At 61.3% G+C, this 19,316-nt stretch carries 19 protein-coding genes and 3 pseudogenes; 17 read left to right on the top strand and 5 right to left on the bottom strand.

The window, feature by feature from the left end; genetic code table 11:
* The first annotated feature begins 237 nt into the window (after positions 1 to 237).
* The 7 genes from G3572_RS21390 to G3572_RS21960 all read left to right on the top strand — a co-directional run bounded on the left by G3572_RS21390 (position 238) and on the right by G3572_RS21960 (position 8,495).
* Positions 238 to 1,122, top strand: coding sequence for a recombinase family protein (locus tag G3572_RS21390; protein WP_164615689.1), 885 nt, complete (start codon positions 238 to 240; stop codon positions 1,120 to 1,122).
* Between the two features lie 320 nt (positions 1,123 to 1,442).
* On the top strand, positions 1,443 to 2,618 hold the full coding sequence (gene repA, locus G3572_RS21385; RefSeq protein WP_164615687.1) for a plasmid partitioning protein RepA: 1,176 nt from the start codon (positions 1,443 to 1,445) through the stop codon (positions 2,616 to 2,618).
* 16 nt (positions 2,619 to 2,634) lie between these two features.
* Complete coding sequence (gene repB, locus G3572_RS21380; protein ID WP_164615685.1) at positions 2,635 to 3,612, top strand: plasmid partitioning protein RepB; 978 nt, start codon at positions 2,635 to 2,637, stop codon at positions 3,610 to 3,612.
* Positions 3,613 to 3,896: 284 nt separating this feature from the next.
* The gene (repC, locus tag G3572_RS21375; protein WP_164615682.1) at positions 3,897 to 5,045 is read left to right on the top strand and encodes a plasmid replication protein RepC; all 1,149 of its coding nucleotides are present in this window, start codon (positions 3,897 to 3,899) and stop codon (positions 5,043 to 5,045) included.
* A 152-nt stretch (positions 5,046 to 5,197) separates the two neighbouring features.
* The gene (locus tag G3572_RS21370) at positions 5,198 to 7,369 is read left to right on the top strand and encodes a ParB/RepB/Spo0J family partition protein (protein ID WP_164615679.1); all 2,172 of its coding nucleotides are present in this window, start codon (positions 5,198 to 5,200) and stop codon (positions 7,367 to 7,369) included.
* 99 nt (positions 7,370 to 7,468) lie between these two features.
* A complete protein-coding gene (locus G3572_RS21365; RefSeq protein WP_101922891.1) occupies positions 7,469 to 7,942 on the top strand; it encodes a UCP036055 family protein in 474 nt (157 codons plus the stop codon).
* Between the two features lie 388 nt (positions 7,943 to 8,330).
* Complete coding sequence (locus tag G3572_RS21960) at positions 8,331 to 8,495, top strand: hypothetical protein (RefSeq protein ID WP_018001789.1); 165 nt, start codon at positions 8,331 to 8,333, stop codon at positions 8,493 to 8,495.
* 196 nt (positions 8,496 to 8,691) lie between these two features.
* On the opposite strand, the gene G3572_RS21360 is transcribed toward G3572_RS21960, so the two are convergent.
* Positions 8,692 to 9,009, bottom strand: a complete 318-nt coding sequence (locus tag G3572_RS21360) for an H-NS histone family protein (protein WP_164615677.1) — start codon at positions 9,007 to 9,009, stop codon at positions 8,692 to 8,694.
* 422 nt (positions 9,010 to 9,431) lie between these two features.
* Here G3572_RS21360 and G3572_RS21355 point away from each other — a divergent pair, with 422 nt between their 5' ends.
* Entirely contained in the window at positions 9,432 to 9,836 is a 405-nt protein-coding gene (locus G3572_RS21355; RefSeq protein WP_164615675.1) for a single-stranded DNA-binding protein, read from the top strand.
* 78 nt (positions 9,837 to 9,914) lie between these two features.
* On the opposite strand, the gene G3572_RS21350 is transcribed toward G3572_RS21355, so the two are convergent.
* Positions 9,915 to 10,217, bottom strand: a complete 303-nt coding sequence (locus G3572_RS21350) for a hypothetical protein (protein WP_164615674.1) — start codon at positions 10,215 to 10,217, stop codon at positions 9,915 to 9,917.
* Positions 10,214 to 11,185, bottom strand: a complete 972-nt coding sequence (locus G3572_RS21345; protein ID WP_164615672.1) for a hypothetical protein — start codon at positions 11,183 to 11,185, stop codon at positions 10,214 to 10,216. Before G3572_RS21345 ends, G3572_RS21350 begins: the two co-directional genes overlap by 4 nt.
* A 176-nt stretch (positions 11,186 to 11,361) precedes the next feature.
* On the opposite strand from G3572_RS21345, the gene G3572_RS21340 reads away from it, so the two are divergent.
* From G3572_RS21340 to G3572_RS22430, 5 genes and pseudogenes are all read left to right on the top strand, one after another.
* Positions 11,362 to 12,558 (top strand): DUF932 domain-containing protein, encoded by a 1,197-nt coding sequence (locus G3572_RS21340; protein WP_164615670.1) that lies wholly within the window; start codon positions 11,362 to 11,364, stop codon positions 12,556 to 12,558.
* Between the two features lie 135 nt (positions 12,559 to 12,693).
* Entirely contained in the window at positions 12,694 to 13,194 is a 501-nt protein-coding gene (locus G3572_RS21335) for a JAB domain-containing protein (protein WP_164615668.1), read from the top strand.
* Positions 13,195 to 13,336: 142 nt separating this feature from the next.
* The gene (locus G3572_RS21330) at positions 13,337 to 13,855 is read left to right on the top strand and encodes a DNA repair protein RadC (RefSeq protein WP_240335680.1); all 519 of its coding nucleotides are present in this window, start codon (positions 13,337 to 13,339) and stop codon (positions 13,853 to 13,855) included.
* 101 nt (positions 13,856 to 13,956) lie between these two features.
* On the top strand, positions 13,957 to 14,448 hold the full coding sequence (locus G3572_RS21325; RefSeq protein ID WP_164615666.1) for a DUF6878 family protein: 492 nt from the start codon (positions 13,957 to 13,959) through the stop codon (positions 14,446 to 14,448).
* 10 nt (positions 14,449 to 14,458) lie between these two features.
* A pseudogene (locus tag G3572_RS22430) lies at positions 14,459 to 14,548 on the top strand (DUF6915 family protein); the annotation flags it as partial.
* Between the two features lie 148 nt (positions 14,549 to 14,696).
* Here the strand turns inward: G3572_RS22430 and G3572_RS22415 are convergent.
* Both G3572_RS22415 and G3572_RS21310 read right to left on the bottom strand, forming a co-directional pair.
* Entirely contained in the window at positions 14,697 to 16,727 is a 2,031-nt protein-coding gene (locus tag G3572_RS22415) for a site-specific integrase (RefSeq protein ID WP_164615665.1), read from the bottom strand.
* Entirely contained in the window at positions 16,724 to 17,947 is a 1,224-nt protein-coding gene (locus G3572_RS21310; protein WP_240335679.1) for a tyrosine-type recombinase/integrase, read from the bottom strand. Before G3572_RS21310 ends, G3572_RS22415 begins: the two co-directional genes overlap by 4 nt.
* Here G3572_RS21310 and G3572_RS21305 point away from each other — a divergent pair.
* From G3572_RS21305 to G3572_RS21290, 4 genes and pseudogenes are all read left to right on the top strand, one after another.
* Positions 17,948 to 18,253 (top strand): annotated as a pseudogene (locus G3572_RS21305) (DUF6915 family protein); the annotation flags it as partial. It lies immediately after the preceding gene.
* Between the two features lies 1 nt (position 18,254).
* Positions 18,255 to 18,449 carry a hypothetical protein gene (locus G3572_RS21300; protein ID WP_164615661.1) on the top strand — a complete coding sequence of 65 codons (195 nt, stop codon included), beginning with the start codon at positions 18,255 to 18,257 and terminating at the stop codon, positions 18,447 to 18,449.
* Between the two features lie 78 nt (positions 18,450 to 18,527).
* Complete coding sequence (locus tag G3572_RS21295) at positions 18,528 to 18,950, top strand: hypothetical protein (protein WP_164615659.1); 423 nt, start codon at positions 18,528 to 18,530, stop codon at positions 18,948 to 18,950.
* Positions 18,943 to 19,203 (top strand): annotated as a pseudogene (locus G3572_RS21290) (DUF8835 domain-containing pootine); the annotation flags it as partial. The gene G3572_RS21295 and the pseudogene G3572_RS21290, both read left to right, overlap by 8 nt.
* Positions 19,204 to 19,316: the final 113 nt, after the last annotated feature.

Raw genomic sequence — 19,316 nt, 5'->3', positions numbered from 1 at the left:
CAAGGCCGCAGGCCTGTAAGCCCCCTGCCCTTCCGTCGAGCCTTTGCTGAAATGCCAAGCTCCAACCAGACCGCTCAGGTTTCAGGTAACCGCTTCAATTGAAATCAGGAACCAAACGCGACACAGCCTGAGGAAACCAGGGGCATTTCGCGGACCTCGGCCGTCGAGAGCGCCCTTGCATCCGTTTACAAACGGTCGTTTATTCGTGATATGTGAAATTGCAAACGGCCTGTTTTGATGCCCCTGATCGGCTACGCGCGCGTCTCGACCGAGGATCAGACCCCCCTGCCCCAGTCGCAGGCCCTGAAATCTGCGGGCTGCGTCGAGATCCACGAGGAGCAGGCCTCGGGCGGCAATCGTGCGCGACCGGTGCTTGCGCGGGTGTTGGAACGCATCGCCAAGGGCGACACGCTGGTCGTCGTGCGGATCGACCGTCTCGCGCGATCCCTCTCGCATCTGCTGGAGGTGATCGAGCGGCTGGAAGCCAAGGGCGCCTTCTTCCGCTCGCTCATGGACCCGATCGACACGTCCTCCCCGCAGGGCAAATTCACTCTCCAGGTCCTGGGCGCCGCCGCTGAGTTCGAGCGCGCCCTGATCCGCGAACGCACCAAGGCCGGACTGGCCAGCGCACGGACCAAAGGCAGGGTCGGCGGTAACCCGGGCCTGCGCGCCCGTGATCCGGCGGCGCTGCGCAAGGTCCGGCTGGCGCGGCAGGACGGCTACATGGCACGCCTGAACGAGACGGCGCAGGACTGGGTTCCCCATGTTCGCCGCCTGCGCCCGGACCTGGCCTGGGAAGACGTAGTGCGCATCGTCAACGGCCCCTTGCCCCGCGAGCGCCAATGGACGCAAAGTCGGCTTCTGCGCGCGGTCAACGCCTATGTTCGGGACGGCTTCCTACCGCCGACGGTACTGGACCGCGCCGGCCGCCGCGAAACCGACGACCGCCTGCCCGCCATCGTCGCCGCCATTAAGGGAGCGGACCCCGACATCACGCTTCAGGCGATCTGCACCCGACTGGAAGCAATGCGCGAGCGCACGCCTCGCGGGCGGACAAACTGGCAGCCTTCTTCGGTGAAGATGCTGCTGGAACGGGCGGAGAAGCTGGGGCTGTTGCCTTGACGATTCGAAAGTGCGCTCATCCTTAGAAGGCAGTACTGGCGACAGCACCACAACATGTAGCAAGCGTAAACTCTGCCTGAGCTGGTAGAAGTTCATGTTTTTCAATGTCATGACGGTCAGTAAGGCTGACGACGTGCCCGCTCATCCGTCAGCATCAGCTACGAGCTGTAGAATTTTCTTGCACCACTGTCAGACATGACGCATTCATTGTCGTAGCGGGAAATGGCGAGAATTGCGGTTTTCTGCGCTACAAAGAAAATGTGGCTCCAAGGGGCTCAGTGAGTGTGGGTAAACCGCACCACGATCTAGATGAGGGCAGTATGACCGAAGAGCGTGTTTTTGCAGAGCTCCAGAGCGACGCATCCACACTGCATGAGTCGATCCGGATGCATCTGGAGCGCAATTTTGCGCCCGACGCCAGGAAGTACTTGAGAAGCTTTTCATCGACAGAAGCGGCCGAATTTCTCGGGCTCGCGCCTGGTCACCTGCGCAAACTCCACGCGGAGGACAAGATCCCCGACGTCCCGCTCGATGAGCGTGGAAGGAAACTGTACTCGGCCGACGACCTTGCGCAGATCCGTTTGGCTCTGGCGCGAACCACCCGCGACCCTTCGCTTTATCTGCGTGGGCGGGTCGGATCAGAGCCGCTTCAGATAATCTCTTGCGTGTCGTTCAAGGGCGGGTCGGCGAAGACGACGACAGCGGCCTATCTCAGCCAATGGTATGCCCTGCACGGCTACCGGGTGCTGGTGATCGACATGGACCCGCAGGCGTCGCTTTCGTCGATGACCGGTTTGCGGCCTGAAATCGACTTCACGCATCAAGGCACGATCTATGATGCCATCCGGTATGAGAACCCTGTGCCGATGAGCGAGGTGGTGCGGAAAACCTACTTCCACGGTCTGGACATAGCCGCTGGCGGCCTGATTCTGTCGGAGTACGAGACCGAGACCCCCTATGCCCTTCGACGTGGCTCCGAGCCGCCCTTTTACCTGCGGCTTCGCGAAGCAATCCTCTCGGTCGAAGCCAACTATGATCTGGTGTTCATCGATTGCCCTCCACAGCTTGGGTTCTTGACGCTCTCGGCTCTTGTGGCCTCGTCTTCGATCATCATTCCAGTGGTGCCGAACTTTATCGACGTGGCATCCTTGGCCCAGTTTCTGACCATGACCTCATCCTTGCTCGATACGATCAGGGACGCAGGAATGACTTTGGACTACGACTTTCTCCGCTACCTGGTCTCTCGCTTCGAACCTTCGGACGGACCGCAAGCGCAGGTTGCCGGATTGCTCCGCGCCAACTTTGGCAAACGCGTGATGACCGAGACGTTCCTGAAGTCCACGGCTGTCTCGGACGCAGGCCTCACGCATCAGACCTTGTTCGAGGTCGGTCGCGGCAGCATGAACCGCAACACTTATGACCGCGCGATGGAATCGATCAACGCTGTCGCGCGGGAGCTGGAACAAGACATCCACAGAGCATGGGGGCGCGGCTGAGATGGCCAGGAAGAACATGTTCGAAGGCATCACTCCTGCCTCTCGGTCGGAAGAAGATGCCAAGGCACCCCTGCCCCGCCCGACCGCCAAGATGCCAGAAGTATTTCAAAGTGCTGGGCCGATCGCAGCCATCCGCAACGATCTGCGCAGTGTCGGGTCTCGATCAGTGCAGGACATCGATCCTGAGCTGATTGAAGACACCGGGTTAAAGGATCGCATCGGAGCGCTAGACGACGACATCGCCGACCTGCGCGAAAGCATTTCCAAACACGGCCAGCAGGTTCCGATCCTGTTGCGGCCGCACCCGAAACTGAGCGGTCGGTATCAGGTGGTCTACGGGCGGCGCAGGCTTGCCGCAATCCGTGGCCTAGGAACGCCGGTCAAAGCCCTGATCCGCACCCTTTCCGACGAAGAGGCGGTCCTGGCGCAAGGCCAGGAAAACAACCTTCGTAAAGACCCATCTTTCATCGAGAAAGCCTTGTTTGCAGGCGATCTGGAGGAGGCGGGCTACGATGCGCGCGTGGTTCAGGACGCGCTAAACGTGAACCGCAGCCATACGTCGCACATGCGCAAGGTGCGCGAGGCATTTCCGAGACAAGTGCTGGAACGCATCGGTGCGGCGCCGTCGATCGGATGGAAACGCTGGTACGAACTCGCCGTTGTGGTGCTTGAGAAGAAGATCGACGTTCTTTCCGTCCACCCTGCCCCCTTCCCTGAAGGTTCCAGCTCAGACGAGCGATTTGCAGCCTGGGTGAAAGCTCTTCCAAAGACGGATACCCCTAAGGAGAAACGCCAACAGAGGGGCACAACGCCCTTCATGCTGATGGCGCAAGATGGGTCCGCTCTGGGAGAGGTCGCCCTTACTAAAGGGGCATTGGGCTTCCGGCCATCGGCGCAACACAGGGATTTCGCGGCGTGGCTGCATTCAAATGCGGATGACGTCTTCTCACGCCTGCATGAAGAATTTCTCAGTCAGTCCAAGAAGAAGGGCTGAGGGAATGCAACGACAACAGCAGAGGAGCAGTGTCGGAAAAGGATAGGCCTCCCGAATGGAAACCACCCGGAAGGCCCGCGCAAAACACAGGGCGCCAACCCTGAGAATGCTCATCTTCTAGCACGAGCAGACTAGCGCAGGCCCGAATCGCACGCAACATCGCTTCGCGGTGATCCGATATCTTTTATCCTTTTTCTGGAGAAGAACGGACACCGATAGGTAGGGTTGCAAGGTCTTCACTCGGCTGACCCGAGCGTTCCGCCCGATTCAACATGGAACATGTCATGTCTTCGCCCGTGCAGCGGCACGTTCGGCGCACCAATTCCTCATATCTGACCGACCGCAGCAATGTGACGCCGGTTAAGACGGAAGACGCGCGCTGGTCGCTTCTGGATTTGGTACGCCGTTGCCGCAAACCTCTTGGCCTGAGAGACCGCGACATTGCGGTTCTGCGAGGTCTTCTGTCGTTCGTGCCCCAGTCGGCCGACCCAAACTCACTTGTTGTCTTTGCCTCCAACAGGGCGTTGATCGAGCGCTGTGACGGGATCGACGAGCGCACACTAAGGCGCCGCCTCACCAATCTGAAGGCAAACGGATTGCTGGCTCGAAAGTCGAGCCCGAACGGAAAGCGATATCGGGTACAGGATGAGTGTGCCGAATCCAAACTAACCTACGGCATCGACCTCGCGCCGTTGTTCGCCATCCGCTCTCACCTCATCGCACTAGCAGAAGAATGCTCCCGAGAAGAAATTCGGTGCAAAGCGCTCCGGTCAGTGATCAGGGACATTCTTTACCACAGGGCTGAGACCATTCAGCCAGCACTGCACGACCTTGCGTGCCGCTCACTGCGTCGCTCATTGTCTTCGGACCAACTGGCCGGTCTCATTCAGGAACTACAGGAAAACCTTCCTCAGACAGGCGCTGAGCAATCGTCCGTTGCAGATGCAGTGACCGTCAGCGACAGACAAAATGACCGGCACATTCAGAAATCAAAAAAAGAAAAATATGAATCTGAAGTTGCGCCTGAGAAAGTAAGCACAGCCAGTCGATCCAGCGATCCAGGAAGCACTGTTATGGGACAAACCAACGATATCACAGTGTCTGAATGCATGGCCCTGGCCAAGAATGCAGCATCCTTCGCTTCCGTAGCTGCAAAGGATTGGGGCGATGTCGTTCGATTGTCCGACACCCTTGCTCCGGCGGTTGGACTAGCGAAAACGGACGTAGAGTCTGCACGAAAAGCGATGGGCGCGCTTGGCTCAGCACTCGCCATTCTTGGTATTATTGAGGCGTTCGACAGAATTCGGCAGCCGAGGGCTTATCTACAAGCACTGGCCAATCAGGCCGCCAGTGAAGGCGTCGACTTCGTCCGTATGTTCCGCTCCCTCACAAACTGCAGCGCTCCGTCAGCGCGTCGTATAACCATTGCTTGATGTATACCCGGGTAAACATGACCCCCTCTTGATCCACGTATACCCCGGTAAACATGGAGCCAGCTTCGAAGAGGTAAAGGTTGGGGGTTTGAGGGGTGACGGGAAGTGAGATCGGGAGAGTGGCTTCCGGCGCCCGTCGTGGAGAATATCTGATGGCGAAAGCAGCCCAGAAAATCACCCTGTCCCCCTCGCGGGACATCCCCTTCGACCAGCTCGTGCTGAGCCAGTCCAATGTGCGGCGCATCAAGGCGGGCGTCTCGGTCGAAGAACTGGCCGAGGACATCGCCCGCCGCGGCCTGCTGCAGAGCTTGAATGTGCGGGCTGTTCGCGATGCCGACGGCGTCGAGACAGGCACGTTCGAGATCCCCGCTGGCGGTCGCCGCTTCCAGGCGCTGTCGCTGCTGGTGAAGCAGAAGCGACTGGCGAAAACCGCCCCGATCCCCTGCATCGTGCGGGATGCCGCGTCCGACATTCTGGCCGAGGACGACTCGCTGGCCGAGAACATGCAGCGTGTGGCTTTGCACCCGCTCGACCAGTTCCGCGCATTTCATGCTCTTCGCGAGAAGGGTCAGGGCGAGGAAGCGATCGCCGCGGCCTTCTTTGTCACGCCGCAGATCGTCAAGCAGCGCCTGAAGCTCGCTTCCGTGGCCCCTGCCCTCCTCGAGGTCTATGCCGAGGATGGCATGACGCTGGAACAGCTCATGGCCTTCACGGTGAACCCCGACCATGCGCGTCAAGAACAGGTCTGGGATGCGGTGAAGAACTCCTGGAACAAGGAGCCTTACGCGATCCGGCGCATGCTGACTGACGCCTCGGTCCGGGCCTCGGACCGTCGTGCGGTCTTCGTCGGCGTCGATGCATATGAGGCGGCAGGTGGCGTTGTGCTGCGCGACCTGTTCCAGGGAGATGACGGAGGCTGGCTGGAGGACCCTGCACTGCTCGGCCGGTTGGTGGCTAAGAAGCTTCAGGCAGAAGCCGAGGCTCTGGCCTCCGAGGGCTGGAAGTGGATCGAGGTGGCGACGGACCTGCCCTATGGCTACAGCCATGGTCTGCGGCGTCTGGCCGGTGATCCTGCCCCGATGACCGACGAAGAAAGCGCGGCCCACGCTGTGCTCCTCGCTGAGTACCGCGCGCTGGAGGAGGAATACGCCGGTCAGGATGAATACCCTGAGGAGATCGATGCCCGGCTCGGGCAGCTTGAATTGGCGATGGAAGCGCTTGAGCAGCGGCCGCTGATCTATGACCCGGTCGAGGTCGGGCGTGCGGGCGTCTTCGTCACGCTGGATCGGGACGGCAGTCTTGCGATCTATCGCGGCTATGTCCGGCCCGAAGACGAGCCGCATGAGGAGACCGCGGTCCAGGATGGTGATGGTGTGGATGCCATGGGGCAGGGGGGTGATGTCGGCGGTTCCAGTTGGAAACCATCGGCGACGCCCGCTGGCGGCACCATCATCACCTCGGGTGGTCAGCCGATCGGTGCGGACCCGTCCGAGGAGGACGACGACGGAGCGCTGAAGCCGTTGCCCGAGCGGCTGGTCATGGAACTGACGGCTCACCGGACCTTGGCTTTGCGCGAGGCCATCGGGCGGTCGCCAGACGTGGCGCTGACGCTCCTGCTCCTGAAGCTGGTGACGGATACCTTCCACACCTCCTCCGCCTCAGGCAGCTGTCTCGAGGCCACGGTGCGCCACGTCTACATGTCCGCGCAGGCACCCGATCTGAAAGACAGCGTCGTGGCGAAGCTCGTCGACGAACGCCACGCGGCCTGGGAGGCCGATCTGCCGCTCGGCGATGATGCTGCCCTCTGGGACTATCTGTCCGTTCTCGACGAGGGCAGCCGTCAGGCGTTGCTGGCGCATTGCGTCAGCTTTGGCATCAACGCGCTCCATGAGAAGGTGAACCCCTATGGGGCGGGCATTTCTGCCAGCGGTCTGACCCGCCGCATGGCCCATGCCGATCTGGTGGCGCGTGCGGTCGATCTCGACATGGTCGAAGCGGGTTGGGAGCCTACGGTCGATGGCTACCTCAACCGCGTGCCCAAGGCCCGCATCCTCGAGGCCGTGCGCGAGGCGAAGGGGGAGGGGACCGCGCAGCTTCTCGATCACCTGAAGAAGGGCGAGATGGCGACCGAAGCCGAGCGGCTCCTCAAGGGCAGCGGGTGGTTGCCCGAGGTCCTGCGTCGCGCTGATCTGGCGGCCGGCGACGGCGAGGAGATCGCAGAAGGGCAGGGGGAGGACGCGGGCGAACCCGAAGATGTCTATCTCCCGGCTTTCCTGACGGCCGATCTGCCGGAGACCGCTGCGTCGATGATGGCTGCGGAGTGATCTGAGCCACCCGAGGGCGGGGAAGCCCGCCCTCATCTCAACAAAATACAGCAATATCAATATGATGAATGCGAAATCTCGCATTCAGGATGAGGAATCATGTCTGCAACGACCATCATCGACTCAGCCCCCCTCGGGGCGCTTATCCGCTATACCGACGGCAGTCCCAAGCCGCCGGCACGTTTCACCAAGAAGCTCGCGGCCTGGGAGCGCTCGAACGGCGTCGGTCGTCTCGTGAAGAAGGAACCGCCCAGGGTCTATCCGACCTGGACCGCTCCGGCCTCCTTCACGCTCCATGAGGGGAATTTCTCCTCGGACGGGGTGATCCTGGTCACCATCATGCGCAGTCATTCGGCGGATAGCCGTCTGATCTTCGAGGTGGCCGAGGAACCGAAGCCCGGCCAGGTGCGCGTGCTTCTGGACTTCGGCGGGAACACCGAACTGCTGCATCTGGCGGAGTCCGTCGCCGCAGCGGAGCTCTGGATCGCGCGGGAAGGTTATCGCAACGCGCGGCTTGAAATCGTCGGTGCCGAAGACGGCGATAGGGCAGGGGGCGCGGACCTGGCCGCTTGAGCCCTGACATGGCGTGAGGGGCCTGTCGACGGGCGCGCCTCTCACCGACCGCACCCTCGTCCCGCGATGTCGCGGGGCGCCGAAGGATCCATCCCCCAAAGACGGAGGTCTTCAACCATGAGCATGGCCGGGAGGCTGGCGATAGAGCAACTCAGCGGGACAACAAGCTCCAGTCGTCAGGGCACCATCCCCCGCTCGCCATCCCCTTCCTTGCCCCGAATCCTGTCTTCGAGATCAACCCGCAAGGGGTCGGACTACGGGGGGAGCCCGTGCCGCCGGGTGGATTCGGACGAGCCGAACGCACCCGGTGATGTCAGCCAGTCTTCGGGCCTGCGGGGTCCTGTCGCGCGGGGGATGGTCCCCCGCCTCCAAGACAGGAGCCAAACAGATGTCCCGCAAAGATGCTCACGCTTTCGCCGCTTCCCTCGCCGCCACGCTCATGGTCTCGATCGTCGTCTTCCAGGCAGGGGATGGAACCTTCGGCGCCGTCCCCGCCGATGAAATCGACGGCGACGAGGTTCAAGTGGTCGCTGAGGTCGACCCGTGGGCATGATGCCCACGGTTTCTTCTGAGGCTCGGAGGCGGAGCGAAGGCTCCGATCCGGGCCTTTCGCTTGTCTGCCATCCCGGGCCGACCGGCAGAATGAGCCGACGACGGTCGGCAAGCGAAATGGGCGATTACCGCTGCTCCTGGGAAGTTGCGATCAGCTGACTGCCGCCGGCGAATTGGCCGTTCCCACTTCGCTGTTCTTAGACCGCGAGCTCGCGCGGGTCTTTGCCCCCATTGATGTGATCCGCGAACCACTGCGGTTTCCGGCCGCGGCCAGACCAGGTGAGAGCCGCATTGTCAGGGTGACGATACTTCGCCACGGCTGGCGCACGGGTGGTTTTCCCCTCGACCCCAATAAGGTCGGCGAGGGAGTAGCCCATCTCTTTGGCGATGGCTTCCAGCTTGGTACGGGCTTGGGCCTTGTGACGGTCCTCATAGGTGGAAATCGCCTTGGCGAGGTCCTTCTGCAATTGCCGCAGTTCCTTGAGCGACATCGCCTCGAGATTGAAACCAGCCATTGGGCCCTCGAGTCCTGAATGATGCATTCGGGATAACCGTCAGGTCGCAAAATCGCAACTCCCACGAAGGTTACCGCGGTAGGGCAGGGGGATGAGGTTGGCTTGAACCGCCGGGTCTGTGCTCTCGAAAGGGCTTCAACCCCTTTGCCGTGGCCAGGAAGGCCGAGTTCTGCGAGAGCCCCAGGTCGCCTCTATCCCCGGTGCCATCCCTTCGACTGACAATCCCCTAAGCCTGTTCGGCCTCTGGCGCGCAACCCCGCGTCAGTCCGGGCCGTGTTGCCCTTTCAGGGCTGCCCGCTCCACCCCGGCCCTCTGGAGGTTTCCGGTCGACGTTCCGTCTCCCGTGCACGCCTCAGCCGACAGGCTTTTTCCGGGTCTTGTCGAAGGGACGGTCCCAGGGACAGAAAACACAGGAGCTTACCATGCAGAACATCGTCATCCTCGCCGGCAACATCGGTCAGAAGCCCGAAGTGCGCTCGACCCAAAGCGGCACAAAGATCACCAACTTCACCCTGGCCACCTCGCGGCCGCGCCTCTCGGAAGGTCGCGTGATGCGCGACGAGAACGGCTACCGGGTCATGGACACCGAATGGCACCGCATCACCTGCTTCAACGGTCTCGGCAAGACTGTCGCAGAGCACTGCGAAAAGGGCATGAAGGTCCTCGTCCACGGGCGCATCCACTACACCAATTGGACCGACGCAGCCGGTGTCGACCGCTACGGCTGCGAGATCATCGCCGAGAAGGTCGACTTCCTGAGCCGCCCGAAATCGGCCGAGGGTGAAAGCCCCGAGCTGGTCGACCGCGACGACGAGATCCCGTTCTGAGGAACGGGGTCCACCCGAAAGGGCCCGGCGGGGAAACCCGTCGGGCTCCGCCAACCGCGAATGACACCAAGAGGCAAACTACGATTGCCCTTCGTGCCAATCTCGTATGGAGCGGCAAAGCTTGCTCATCGCCAAGCCGGTGAGCATTCCGCTGGTCAGAAATGGGACGCCCTCGGAGAACTTCGGTTCCGCTTCACCGTCTGCGATGAAATGAAACGTGCCAGTCTCCTCGGCTTCGTTCTTGTCAAAGAACCATGTTCCAAGAAATTCAGCGTCGCGGGTCACGACATCGCCGTTCTCGGCGCCGTCCTCTGCCCCCATCAGGTTGATCGGATATCTGAGTTCCACGGTCTGCAACTGCCTCGCTTCGATCGGTTTCATTCTCCGGCGTCACCCATGGTCGAAAGTCGCTCCTTTGTCGCCAGCTGATCTCCGACCTCCGGCAATTGAACTCGGCGCGTTTGCGGAACCACGGGACCCGCGCCACGGATATGCGGCATGCGAAACACCTTCTCGGGCCTGGCCATGTGCCGCATGTAATGCCCCGCTACCCAGTGTGCACGCCGCTTTCCCAAAGGGTCTTCCGGATCTCGCTCTACTTGCGCTGCCTTCAGCTGGATCCGACCTGCGGAACCCAGCCGAACACGGGTAACAAGCGTGTCGGGAAGCGGTTTCCCTGCCTTTTCAGCGCGCCGCCGCTCAGGGCGACTGATCGCCTGAACGTCCTCGGTTTCGATCATGCCTTTGTATTTCAGCATCGAACACATTGTGGCCACGACCGCCACGAAGTGGCTGCAGACCTCGCTTTCGCTTTTTAGGGCCGCCTCACCATTTGGGTGCTTCGGTCCCAACAGCGCCGCTTCATAGGTCGGGGTAAAGATCAATTCGCCTTTCAGGCCCGAGGATTTCAGAACCAGGAGACTAGGGACGATCCCGTTGGCGGTAACGATCATGCGCTGCGTGTACATGCAGTCGTCCACCACCGTCGTCAGGGCAACGTAGGAGCCTTCACCGGTCGGGTCCGGGCACTCGACAAGGAGTGCCGGAAACGGGAACTGGGCCTCCCGGTAGATTTCCTCGCGGCCAGCAGGCTTCGTCCCGTAGGCAAGGTCGGTCAACATTTGCACCGTTTCCTGGTCGATCCGATAGTGCTGTGCATAGGACAGCACATGCAGCTGCCTGTCGCGAAACTCCAGCATCCGCGCCATCAGTTCCGGGGAGATCCCATCCCGGAAGGGGCCGTTCGTGTCGAGGAAGCTCTGCGGGTAGCTTTCAAAGAACTTGGTCAATGTGTCGATCATCAATTTGCCTTCGAAAAGCCGTCCGATTTTGTCGAACTGGGTATTCATGGGCGAAGGTGCAAGCCCCGGCCATGCTCCATACGCCTGCGGGTTTGTTGCCCAAACGGAGATCGTCCGGGCCACTTGTCCGGCTGGGACCGAGAGTTCGAGTTGGGCTGGTTTTCCGATGACGGGTTGAGGGTCTGGGAGAGCGGCTCCCGGGCGCCCGTCGCGGAGTTTGACGCATGGGCGTTCAGGAAGTTCTGGATCCGGTTCGGGCGGGCAAGGGGGGCTGGAAGGTCGATGTCGGCCGGGGTGAGCGGAACGGGCGGGTGTCGTCCGAATGGTTCAACCGGCCCGATGACGAGCGGTATCTGTCGCTCGACGATCTCTGGGCCAGCGTGAAAGGCCGCTCCGAGCGCAGCCGGAGCCGGGTGGTGCAGACCGCTGACATCCGCGTCGAGGCGGCGCGCGACAACCCCGAACGGCTGCACCTGATGCTGCCGAGAGCGCAGGAGCCGGTCGCGCCCACGCACTGGGCGTTCGGCCAGCTTGCCAGCATTGTCGGCGCTCCGGCCTCCTACCTGCGACAACTGCCGGCGCCGCTGGCTGGGATCAACCTGCAATACGGACTCGCCAATCACCGCGCCGAGCAGGTGAAGACCTATGAAACTGAGGATGGCCGCACCGAGCTGCGCGCCGTGACCGGCCCCGATTATGGCCGGATTCATGACCATGAACTCGTCGAGGCGGTGCAGCGCATCGCGGGTAATGGCACAGGGGACACGCGCTGGAAGGTGCCGGGCGTCCTCGACTGGTCAACCGGGGTTTACAACCCAGATGTCGAGATCAGCCGCGATACGACCACGCTCTATGCCTCGGACCGGGATGTGTTCCTGTTCCTGGTCGATGACCACAACCCGATAGAGGCGGGGCGGTTGGCCGATGGCTCGCCGGACCTCTACTTCCGGGGATTTTACTGCTGGAACTCCGAAGTCGGCGCGAAAACCCTTGGAATCGCGAGCTTCTATCTCCGTGCGGTGTGTCAAAACAGGAACTTATGGGGCGTCGAAGATTTCCAGGAGATCACCATCCGCCACTCGAAGTATGCCGCCTCCCGCTTTGCCCATGAGGCGGCACCGGCGCTGACGCGGTTCGCCAATTCCTCTCCGCAGGGCTTCGTGAACGGCATCAAGGCCGCGCGGCAACAGATCGTTGCGCGGACGGATGAGGAGCGCGACGACTTCCTCAGGAAGCGCGGCTTCTCCAAGACTGAGGCGACCAAGATCATCGAGAAGGTGCTGATCGAAGAGCACCGCCCGCCCGAGAGCATCTTCGATTTTGTCCAAGGCATCACCCGACTGGCCCGCGACAAGACCCAGCAGGATGCGCGGCTCGACATGGAGGGGCGTGCCAAGAAGCTTCTCGACCGGGCTGGGTGACCCCTGACGGGGCAGGGGGCTCTTCTTCCCCTGCTCCGCGACCGATCGCCATTCCCTTTCCTCTTCCCGGCAAAGCCACCCGCCATCCGAGTGATGCCGGGTGGTCTTTGTCTCAGCCCAAGGCGCGAAACCTCCATGACCCAATTTTCTGAACAGCCCGCCTCCTTCACCCAAGACCGGGGTTTCCGATCTGAACTGAATGCAGAGGAAGAAGCCGCCATCGCGGCCGCCCGGGAAATCCTCTTCCGCCATATCAGCCGTAACCCGGTCCTGACCTCATGGGCTGCGGTGGTGGACTATTGCTCCTTCAGCGTGCGCGGGGATGTCGAGCGTTTCCACGTCCTTTATCTCGACCGCAAGAATCGGCTGATCTCTGATGAGCGGATGGGTGTCGGCACGGTTGACCATGTGCCGGTCTATCCGCGCGAGGTGATCAAGCGGGCTTTGATCCTCGGCGCCAGCGCTCTGATCCTGGTGCACAACCACCCTTCCGGCGATCCGACCCCGTCAGAGGCCGATCTTGCCATGACGAAGGAAGTCCAGAAGGGCTGCCGGTTTCTGGGCCTGACGCTGCACGACCACATCATCGTCGGTGCGGGCCACGAAGTCTCCCTGCGCGGGCTTGGCAAGATGTGACACCCATAGGTGCACCCGACGGTGCTGGCTGGTTCCCGCGTCTATACCCTCCGCCGCCCACCTTAGAGGAGGAGGGCGGCGGTTTGGTCGTCGACGGTTGAGGCGGGGAGAGCGGCTTCCCGCACCGTCAGAGATATTCCTCATGTTCGATCACGTCGCGCCCAATGGTGTCTCTTGCCTGCCCTTTGGCCAACCGCCGTATCTCGGCGCCCCTGCCTTTGACCCGGCTCTGCCCTTCGTCCTGACCCGGGCCAACACCAACCTAGGCGCGCTCCTGTCGGGCGAGGCGCGTGCCGTGGGCCTCGCCCGCTTCGCCAGCCTGCTCGACGCCATGCAGGGCGCGATCTTCATGGCCGACAACCTGCCCGAGACTGCGGCTCCGCTGATCCTCGCCATCCTGGACAGCGACGAACGGCTGGTTCTGGCCGGGCTGGCCTCGGCAGGTGCTGTCGCCTGGTGCCATCCGGTGATGAGCGCTGCCGAGGCGCGCGCCGTCGTCAGCGAAGCAAGTCAGCTTCGCGCGCAGGCGGGTCGCGCCGGGGACTGGAGCGAGCCCGATCTGGCGCAAAGTTTGCGGCACCGCGCCGATCTTCTGGATGCGCGCCTTGTCGATCCGCTGTGGCGCGCTTTTACCGCCCGCGCCCTGCAGATCGCAGCGTGACGTCAAAGAGGCAGAGGAGGGCAGGGGGGTCTTGCGAGCTTTGCCGGGTGAAAGAGATCGCCCGGCTGGCTCCGACCCTTCCCCCATGTCCGGAGAACCCCATGACCCAAGTTGAACCGACCCTCGCGGCCCCGATGCCGCCTTCCACCATCGACCTCGCCGCAATCTTCGCGGCCCAAGCCGAGCGGCAGGTGCGCATCGACGCACTCCGCCCCGGCAACAAGGACCGGCTTTTCGACGGTCTGACGACCGCCGGGATCACCCATGTCACCGTGACCTTCGATGGTGAAGGTGACAGCGGCCAGATCGAAAGCATCGCCGCCTGGGCCGGTGAAAAGGCGGTCGAGTTCCCGGCCGTGGAAATCGCCTATGCCGCCATCACCTGGGACAACCCGGAGGTCGAGATGCGGCAGCTTTCGCTTGAGGATGTCGTCGAGCAACTGGCCTATGACTTTCTCAGCGACACCCATGGCGGCTGGGAGAACAACGACGGCGCCTATGGCGAGTTCTGTTTCGATGCCACCGCCCGCTGCATCCATTTGGAGTTCAACGAACGGTTCACGTCGTCCGAACTCTACACCCATGACTTCTGAGGGGGCAGTGATGGCACATCCGTATCACCACGCCCTGTCTTCGGTGAAAAAATGGGGCGGCACCGTCGACGATTACCTGCCCGTCCATGCTTGGTTAGATGTTATCTGGACAGGCAAGGCTTTTCTCGACCTGTCGGGTAGCGATAGTCCATAGGAGGGGCCCCGCCGTCCGCTCCGCGCGGATCAAAGCGCTGGCGGTGCGGACGGCGGGGAGGTTCCTGTGGTCTATCGCGGAGACGCTGCTGAACTCACGGTTCAGTCGGTTCATCCAGATCCACCAATAGGCGCTCTATGCGCGCCGCAATACCGATGTGCCGTTCGATCTCGCGCTGCCAGCCCCGTTCTCTGGCATCTGTCGCAAGTGTCAGTTCGAGCTTCCGTCTATCTCGAAGCCTGCCAGCGTAAGCTTTGCTGGTCACGAATTTTGCGCAGCTGAGATAGAGGTCACATTCACATGGCCCCTCAGAGGGTAGGCGTAGACAGTGGCCAAGTTCCAGTTCTGTCTTGATAAAGTTTGATTTCAGCCAGTCGATTGCCGAGCACGATAATTTTCCCGCGCGTATTGCTTCGGCACCGGGACCAGCGATCATTTCACCGGGGCCAAGCACACTACGATAGTCACGTAGGACTTCGGCGTCGCTGATCCGTGCGTAGACCATGGACATGTGCGGCGTCTGATGCCCCAAGACGCTCATGATCGTGTGCAACTTGGCACCCCGTTCGGCGAGTTGCGTGCCCACAGTATGACGAAACCGATGGCTGGTAACTGTCGGCTTTCCATCTTGATCGACCAGTCCGGCGAGTCTGCACATCTGATTGAGGGGGTATTGCAGCAAATAGTCTGCCGACATCCGCCCGCTGCGGCGAAAGAAGACATAACGAACCAAGTCGCCGGTCTTGTCATCCCGGATCGGGCGGTCGTTGGCTTCGAGCCGACGCTGGATGACTTCGCGCAATACCGTTGCGGCGTCGTCATGCAAAGGCACAAGGCGTTCCCGCATAGTCTTTCCAGCGGGTATCCGCAGTCTGAAGGTCCCGTCGGGATACTGATCCAGGCAGTCCAAGCGGAGTCGAATGACCTCTCCCCGCCGTGCGCCAGACCAGCGGGCGATCAGCAGCGCCGCCTTCTGAAACTCACACTCGAGGCTCGGCAGCTGCGCCATAAGGCGCGACAGCTGGTCCTCGGGAATAAACCTTGGCACGCGATGTGCCAACTTCGGCAGATCGTTCGGATCAAGAATGGGTCGGGTCGGAAAATTGGGCCAATCCCATGCTGCGCCATCAGACAGGAACTTGGCAACTGTGCCCGCCCTTGCTCGACGAGCATTTATGGACAGCGGCGCGCCGGTTCGTGGTGCAATGTCGAACTGAAGGTGGCGAAGGTAGTCGTTGAAAAGCTCCGGATTGATGTCAGCAAAGTTCAAAATGCTGGGCTGTCGCGTAGACAAGTAAGTCACAAAATGCCTCATCGAAACAGCCATGTGATCTACCGTCGGGCGAGCAAGACTGACCCGCTTCCTCTCAAGCCAGCGGTTTGCCAATTCCTGCAGGTCTGGCCTCGGCGAAGCGATCGGCTTGCGTTTGTCCTGGATAATCTGAGGCCGGATGACATCGTTCCCGTTTTGGAAGAGGAGCAGCTGCAGAACGCGAGTTTTGACCCGCCAGCTGCGCTGAAAGCCTGCCGGGAAGTCTTCTTTCTCGTTTCGGAAGATATGAGTGTCGTGCCGTGCGGCGAAGGCGTCGACACCTGCGATCATTTCGTCAAGGTGATGTTGGCGAAGATTGCCAAAAGAGCGGACACCCGTGTGCATCGCAAGACGTGGCAAAACCACACGGAGCGCTGCTTGCACGCCGGTTGCGGAATAGCCAATCTTCGCACTGTCCGCGACCAGTGCGTCGAGCCCTTCATAGGCGTTCAATGGCTCCATCGTCTCCGCCACGCGCATGTTTCCGACTGCGAACAGGAAATCGTAGTCCAACCGGATTCGGTCGGTCATGGCTGCGTAATAGAGATAGCTGCGTGCCCGAAAGCTGACCGGATAGGTCGGATGGGCCTGCTTGTCACCATTTAGGCAGCCAATTCTGATCGGCAGGGGGGCAGCGAACCAATCCCTGATATCCGGCCAACTCTCAATGAACATGGATCGGTATATCAACCGCTTGCGGCGAAAACTTTCAGCCATCGGGATGCGCGCCAGAAATGCCGCATAGTCAGCTTCGTCTGCGTGCTCAAATATGACAGGGCGGTCGACGGCCGATTTTGACGATACATGGGTCACAGAGCCTCTCCGTCCGTTGTTTGCGAAGGACGGTCCAGCCCTAAGGCGTGTCGATACTCTGCGACCACCACGGCGTCGGAAACCCTTGTGTAAATTCTGGTCGATTCCGGCGAGGCATGACCCAATCGCTTCTGTAATGTCAGTTCTCGCATCCCTGCCTCCCACATGCGCGTCGCATGGGTGTGGCGAAGGGCGTGCGGGGTCATCCACGGCTCTCTGATCTCGGCGCGATCACATGCGCGAGCAAAAAGTCGCGCCAGCGCAGAATAAGACAGCGGTTCTTGACGGTTTACGCCTGTGCCGCCGACCAGGAACACGAAAGGAACGTCAGCATCACCCGGTCGTTCGTGCATGACGTATGTGCTCAGGGTTTCCAGTGTCTCGCCATCATGCAAATCGACTACGCGCTCGACGCGGGACTTCGATCGTGCGCCCTTTGGATGATCATCGCGGCAGCGCACAAAGATGCGTCTGCGCCCGTAGCCTATATCGGCGAGATGCAACCCGAGAACTTCTCCGGGGCGCAGGCCTCCGTTCAGCATCAGCAATACCAGGCTGCGATCGCGGAGATTGCGTGTGGCGGCCAATAAACCTTCGACCTGTTGCTGATTCATCGGTCTTGGAAGCCGCTGCATGGTCTTCAGGCGCAATTCTCTGACCTCAGACCTCTGCCGTGAAACCCCAGTCAGAAACGGCCTATGCCTGTCGCTCACCCGCCAAGACGTTTGATCTTGCTTCTTCGCGATCGGGTTTGCCCCGCTGAACGCTCCAGTGAAAATCGCCCAGCGATAGAAGGCGTCGACCGCCACGAGGATGCGATTGATCGTGGCGGCTGAAAGGCCCTGCCGAACGGCAGCCCCCTCGCTCACTACCAGTCTGATCGAAGTATCCCGGCGCTTGCGGTTGGCGTTTACCGACCGGAGGTACTCGAGGAATGCGGCCGAGAGTTCGGGGGAGAAGGAGGTCCAGTGAATTCCTTGGGTTGAGAGAAAGGTCCAGAGATGAATGAGGTCGCGTGCATAGGCGAGGGCAGTGTTCGGCGAATACGCCTTCGCCCCCAGATAGCCGACAAAACTGCATATCGGGTCGACTGCGTTGCCGTCCATATCTGTCACAAGAATGGTCGCGCCACCGTCGGCGCTTCTCAGTTTAAACATCTGCGCCTCGGTGATTTTGCGGGTCGTGGCAGCCAGCATAGGGCAAAACGCCACCGTCGGCATGCTGTCCACATAATCGACTCCTCAAAAGCCCATTCTGCGGACTTTCGCCACCGAGCCATGTTTCATCATTCGGCAGGAGTGTGGCTTTCCGAGACCGTTTTCGGGCCGACGATCACCCTCTCCACCGGCCGTGTGATCCCGACCCGATGGGTGGGCGAACAGCACGTCCGCGAGGATCTGGGTTTCATTCCGAGCTTCACCGACTGGGTCAAGGCCATCCGGCCAGAACCCTGGATGGGCCGCACCGAGAAGATCGAGGCACTGGTCGATCCGCATCTGGCGCCGCCGGTCCTGGAGGTGCGCTGACATGAGCCGGGCCTACCTCAATCTCGGCGTCTCTCCCGGGATCACGCCGCTCGCAATGCTGCGCACTGCCATCTCTCGTCTGCATCCCGACACGCTGGCCGTCCGCAGCTGGCGCGCGGCGCGCAAGCGCTATTATCGTGAGCTCTTGCAGGCCCATGCCGAAGCGCAGGCCCTGGCGCATGTCGCCTGCCAGTGATCCGGGCTGCTTCAACCGACCATCCAAGTTCCAACAAGCCCGGCCTTCTGTCCGGGCCTTTTCATTTCTGGAGGCAATATGGCCGACTATTTCACCCACTTTTCCTGCGTCCTTGACGTGGGTTCCCCGGAAAAAGCTACCGCGGCGCTTGGTCTATTGGCCCGCCTGCATCTCGACGAGGAGGGCGCCGACGATCCGGAATATGCGGGCTTCGCCATGACACAGCAGGACGGTCCCGGCGGCTCGATCCTCTGGTTCCATGACGATGACGGGCAAGGCGATATCGAAGGCGTCATCCGCTTCGTGCTGCGGCTGGCGGAAGAGATCGACCTCACTGGCCTCTGGGGTTTCGAAGTCGCGTACACCTGTTCCCGGCCCCGATTGGACGCCTTTGGCGGTGGCGCGCATGTCATCGATCTTGGTGCGCGGAAGTCCATCGGCTGGACCAGCACCCATGAATGGCTTGAGGCCGCGCTGCGAGGGGAGGACTTCGATGCCTGAGGTGATCTGCACCACGGTCTATCTGTTCCCGGAACTGTCCGATGCCGCCAAGGAAAAGGCTCGCAGTTGGTATCGCGAACTCGGTCCCCATGACGATTGGTGGGACGCGGTCTACGAAGACTTCGAGCGCATTTGCGACATCCTCGGGGTCAGCCTCAAGACCCGGCCCGTTCGGCTGATGGGGGGTGGCACCCGCGAAAAGCCCTGCATCTGGTTTTCGGGTTTCTGGAGTCAGGGGGACGGGGCGTGTTATGCCGAGCGACGGATTATGCGGAGCGGTCAGGTCATCACGCTGTAAACGCGAGGGATTTTCGACAATCCGCTCCGCATAACGACGGGCTTGTGCCGTCGCGGGTTCTTTTGGGC

It is taken from the genome of Pseudotabrizicola algicola (assembly GCF_010915705.1).
GTDB classification, from domain to species: domain Bacteria; phylum Pseudomonadota; class Alphaproteobacteria; order Rhodobacterales; family Rhodobacteraceae; genus Pseudotabrizicola; species Pseudotabrizicola algicola.
The sequence above is the reverse complement of the archived record's forward strand: the minus strand, read 5'-3'. Positions and strand labels throughout refer to the sequence as shown.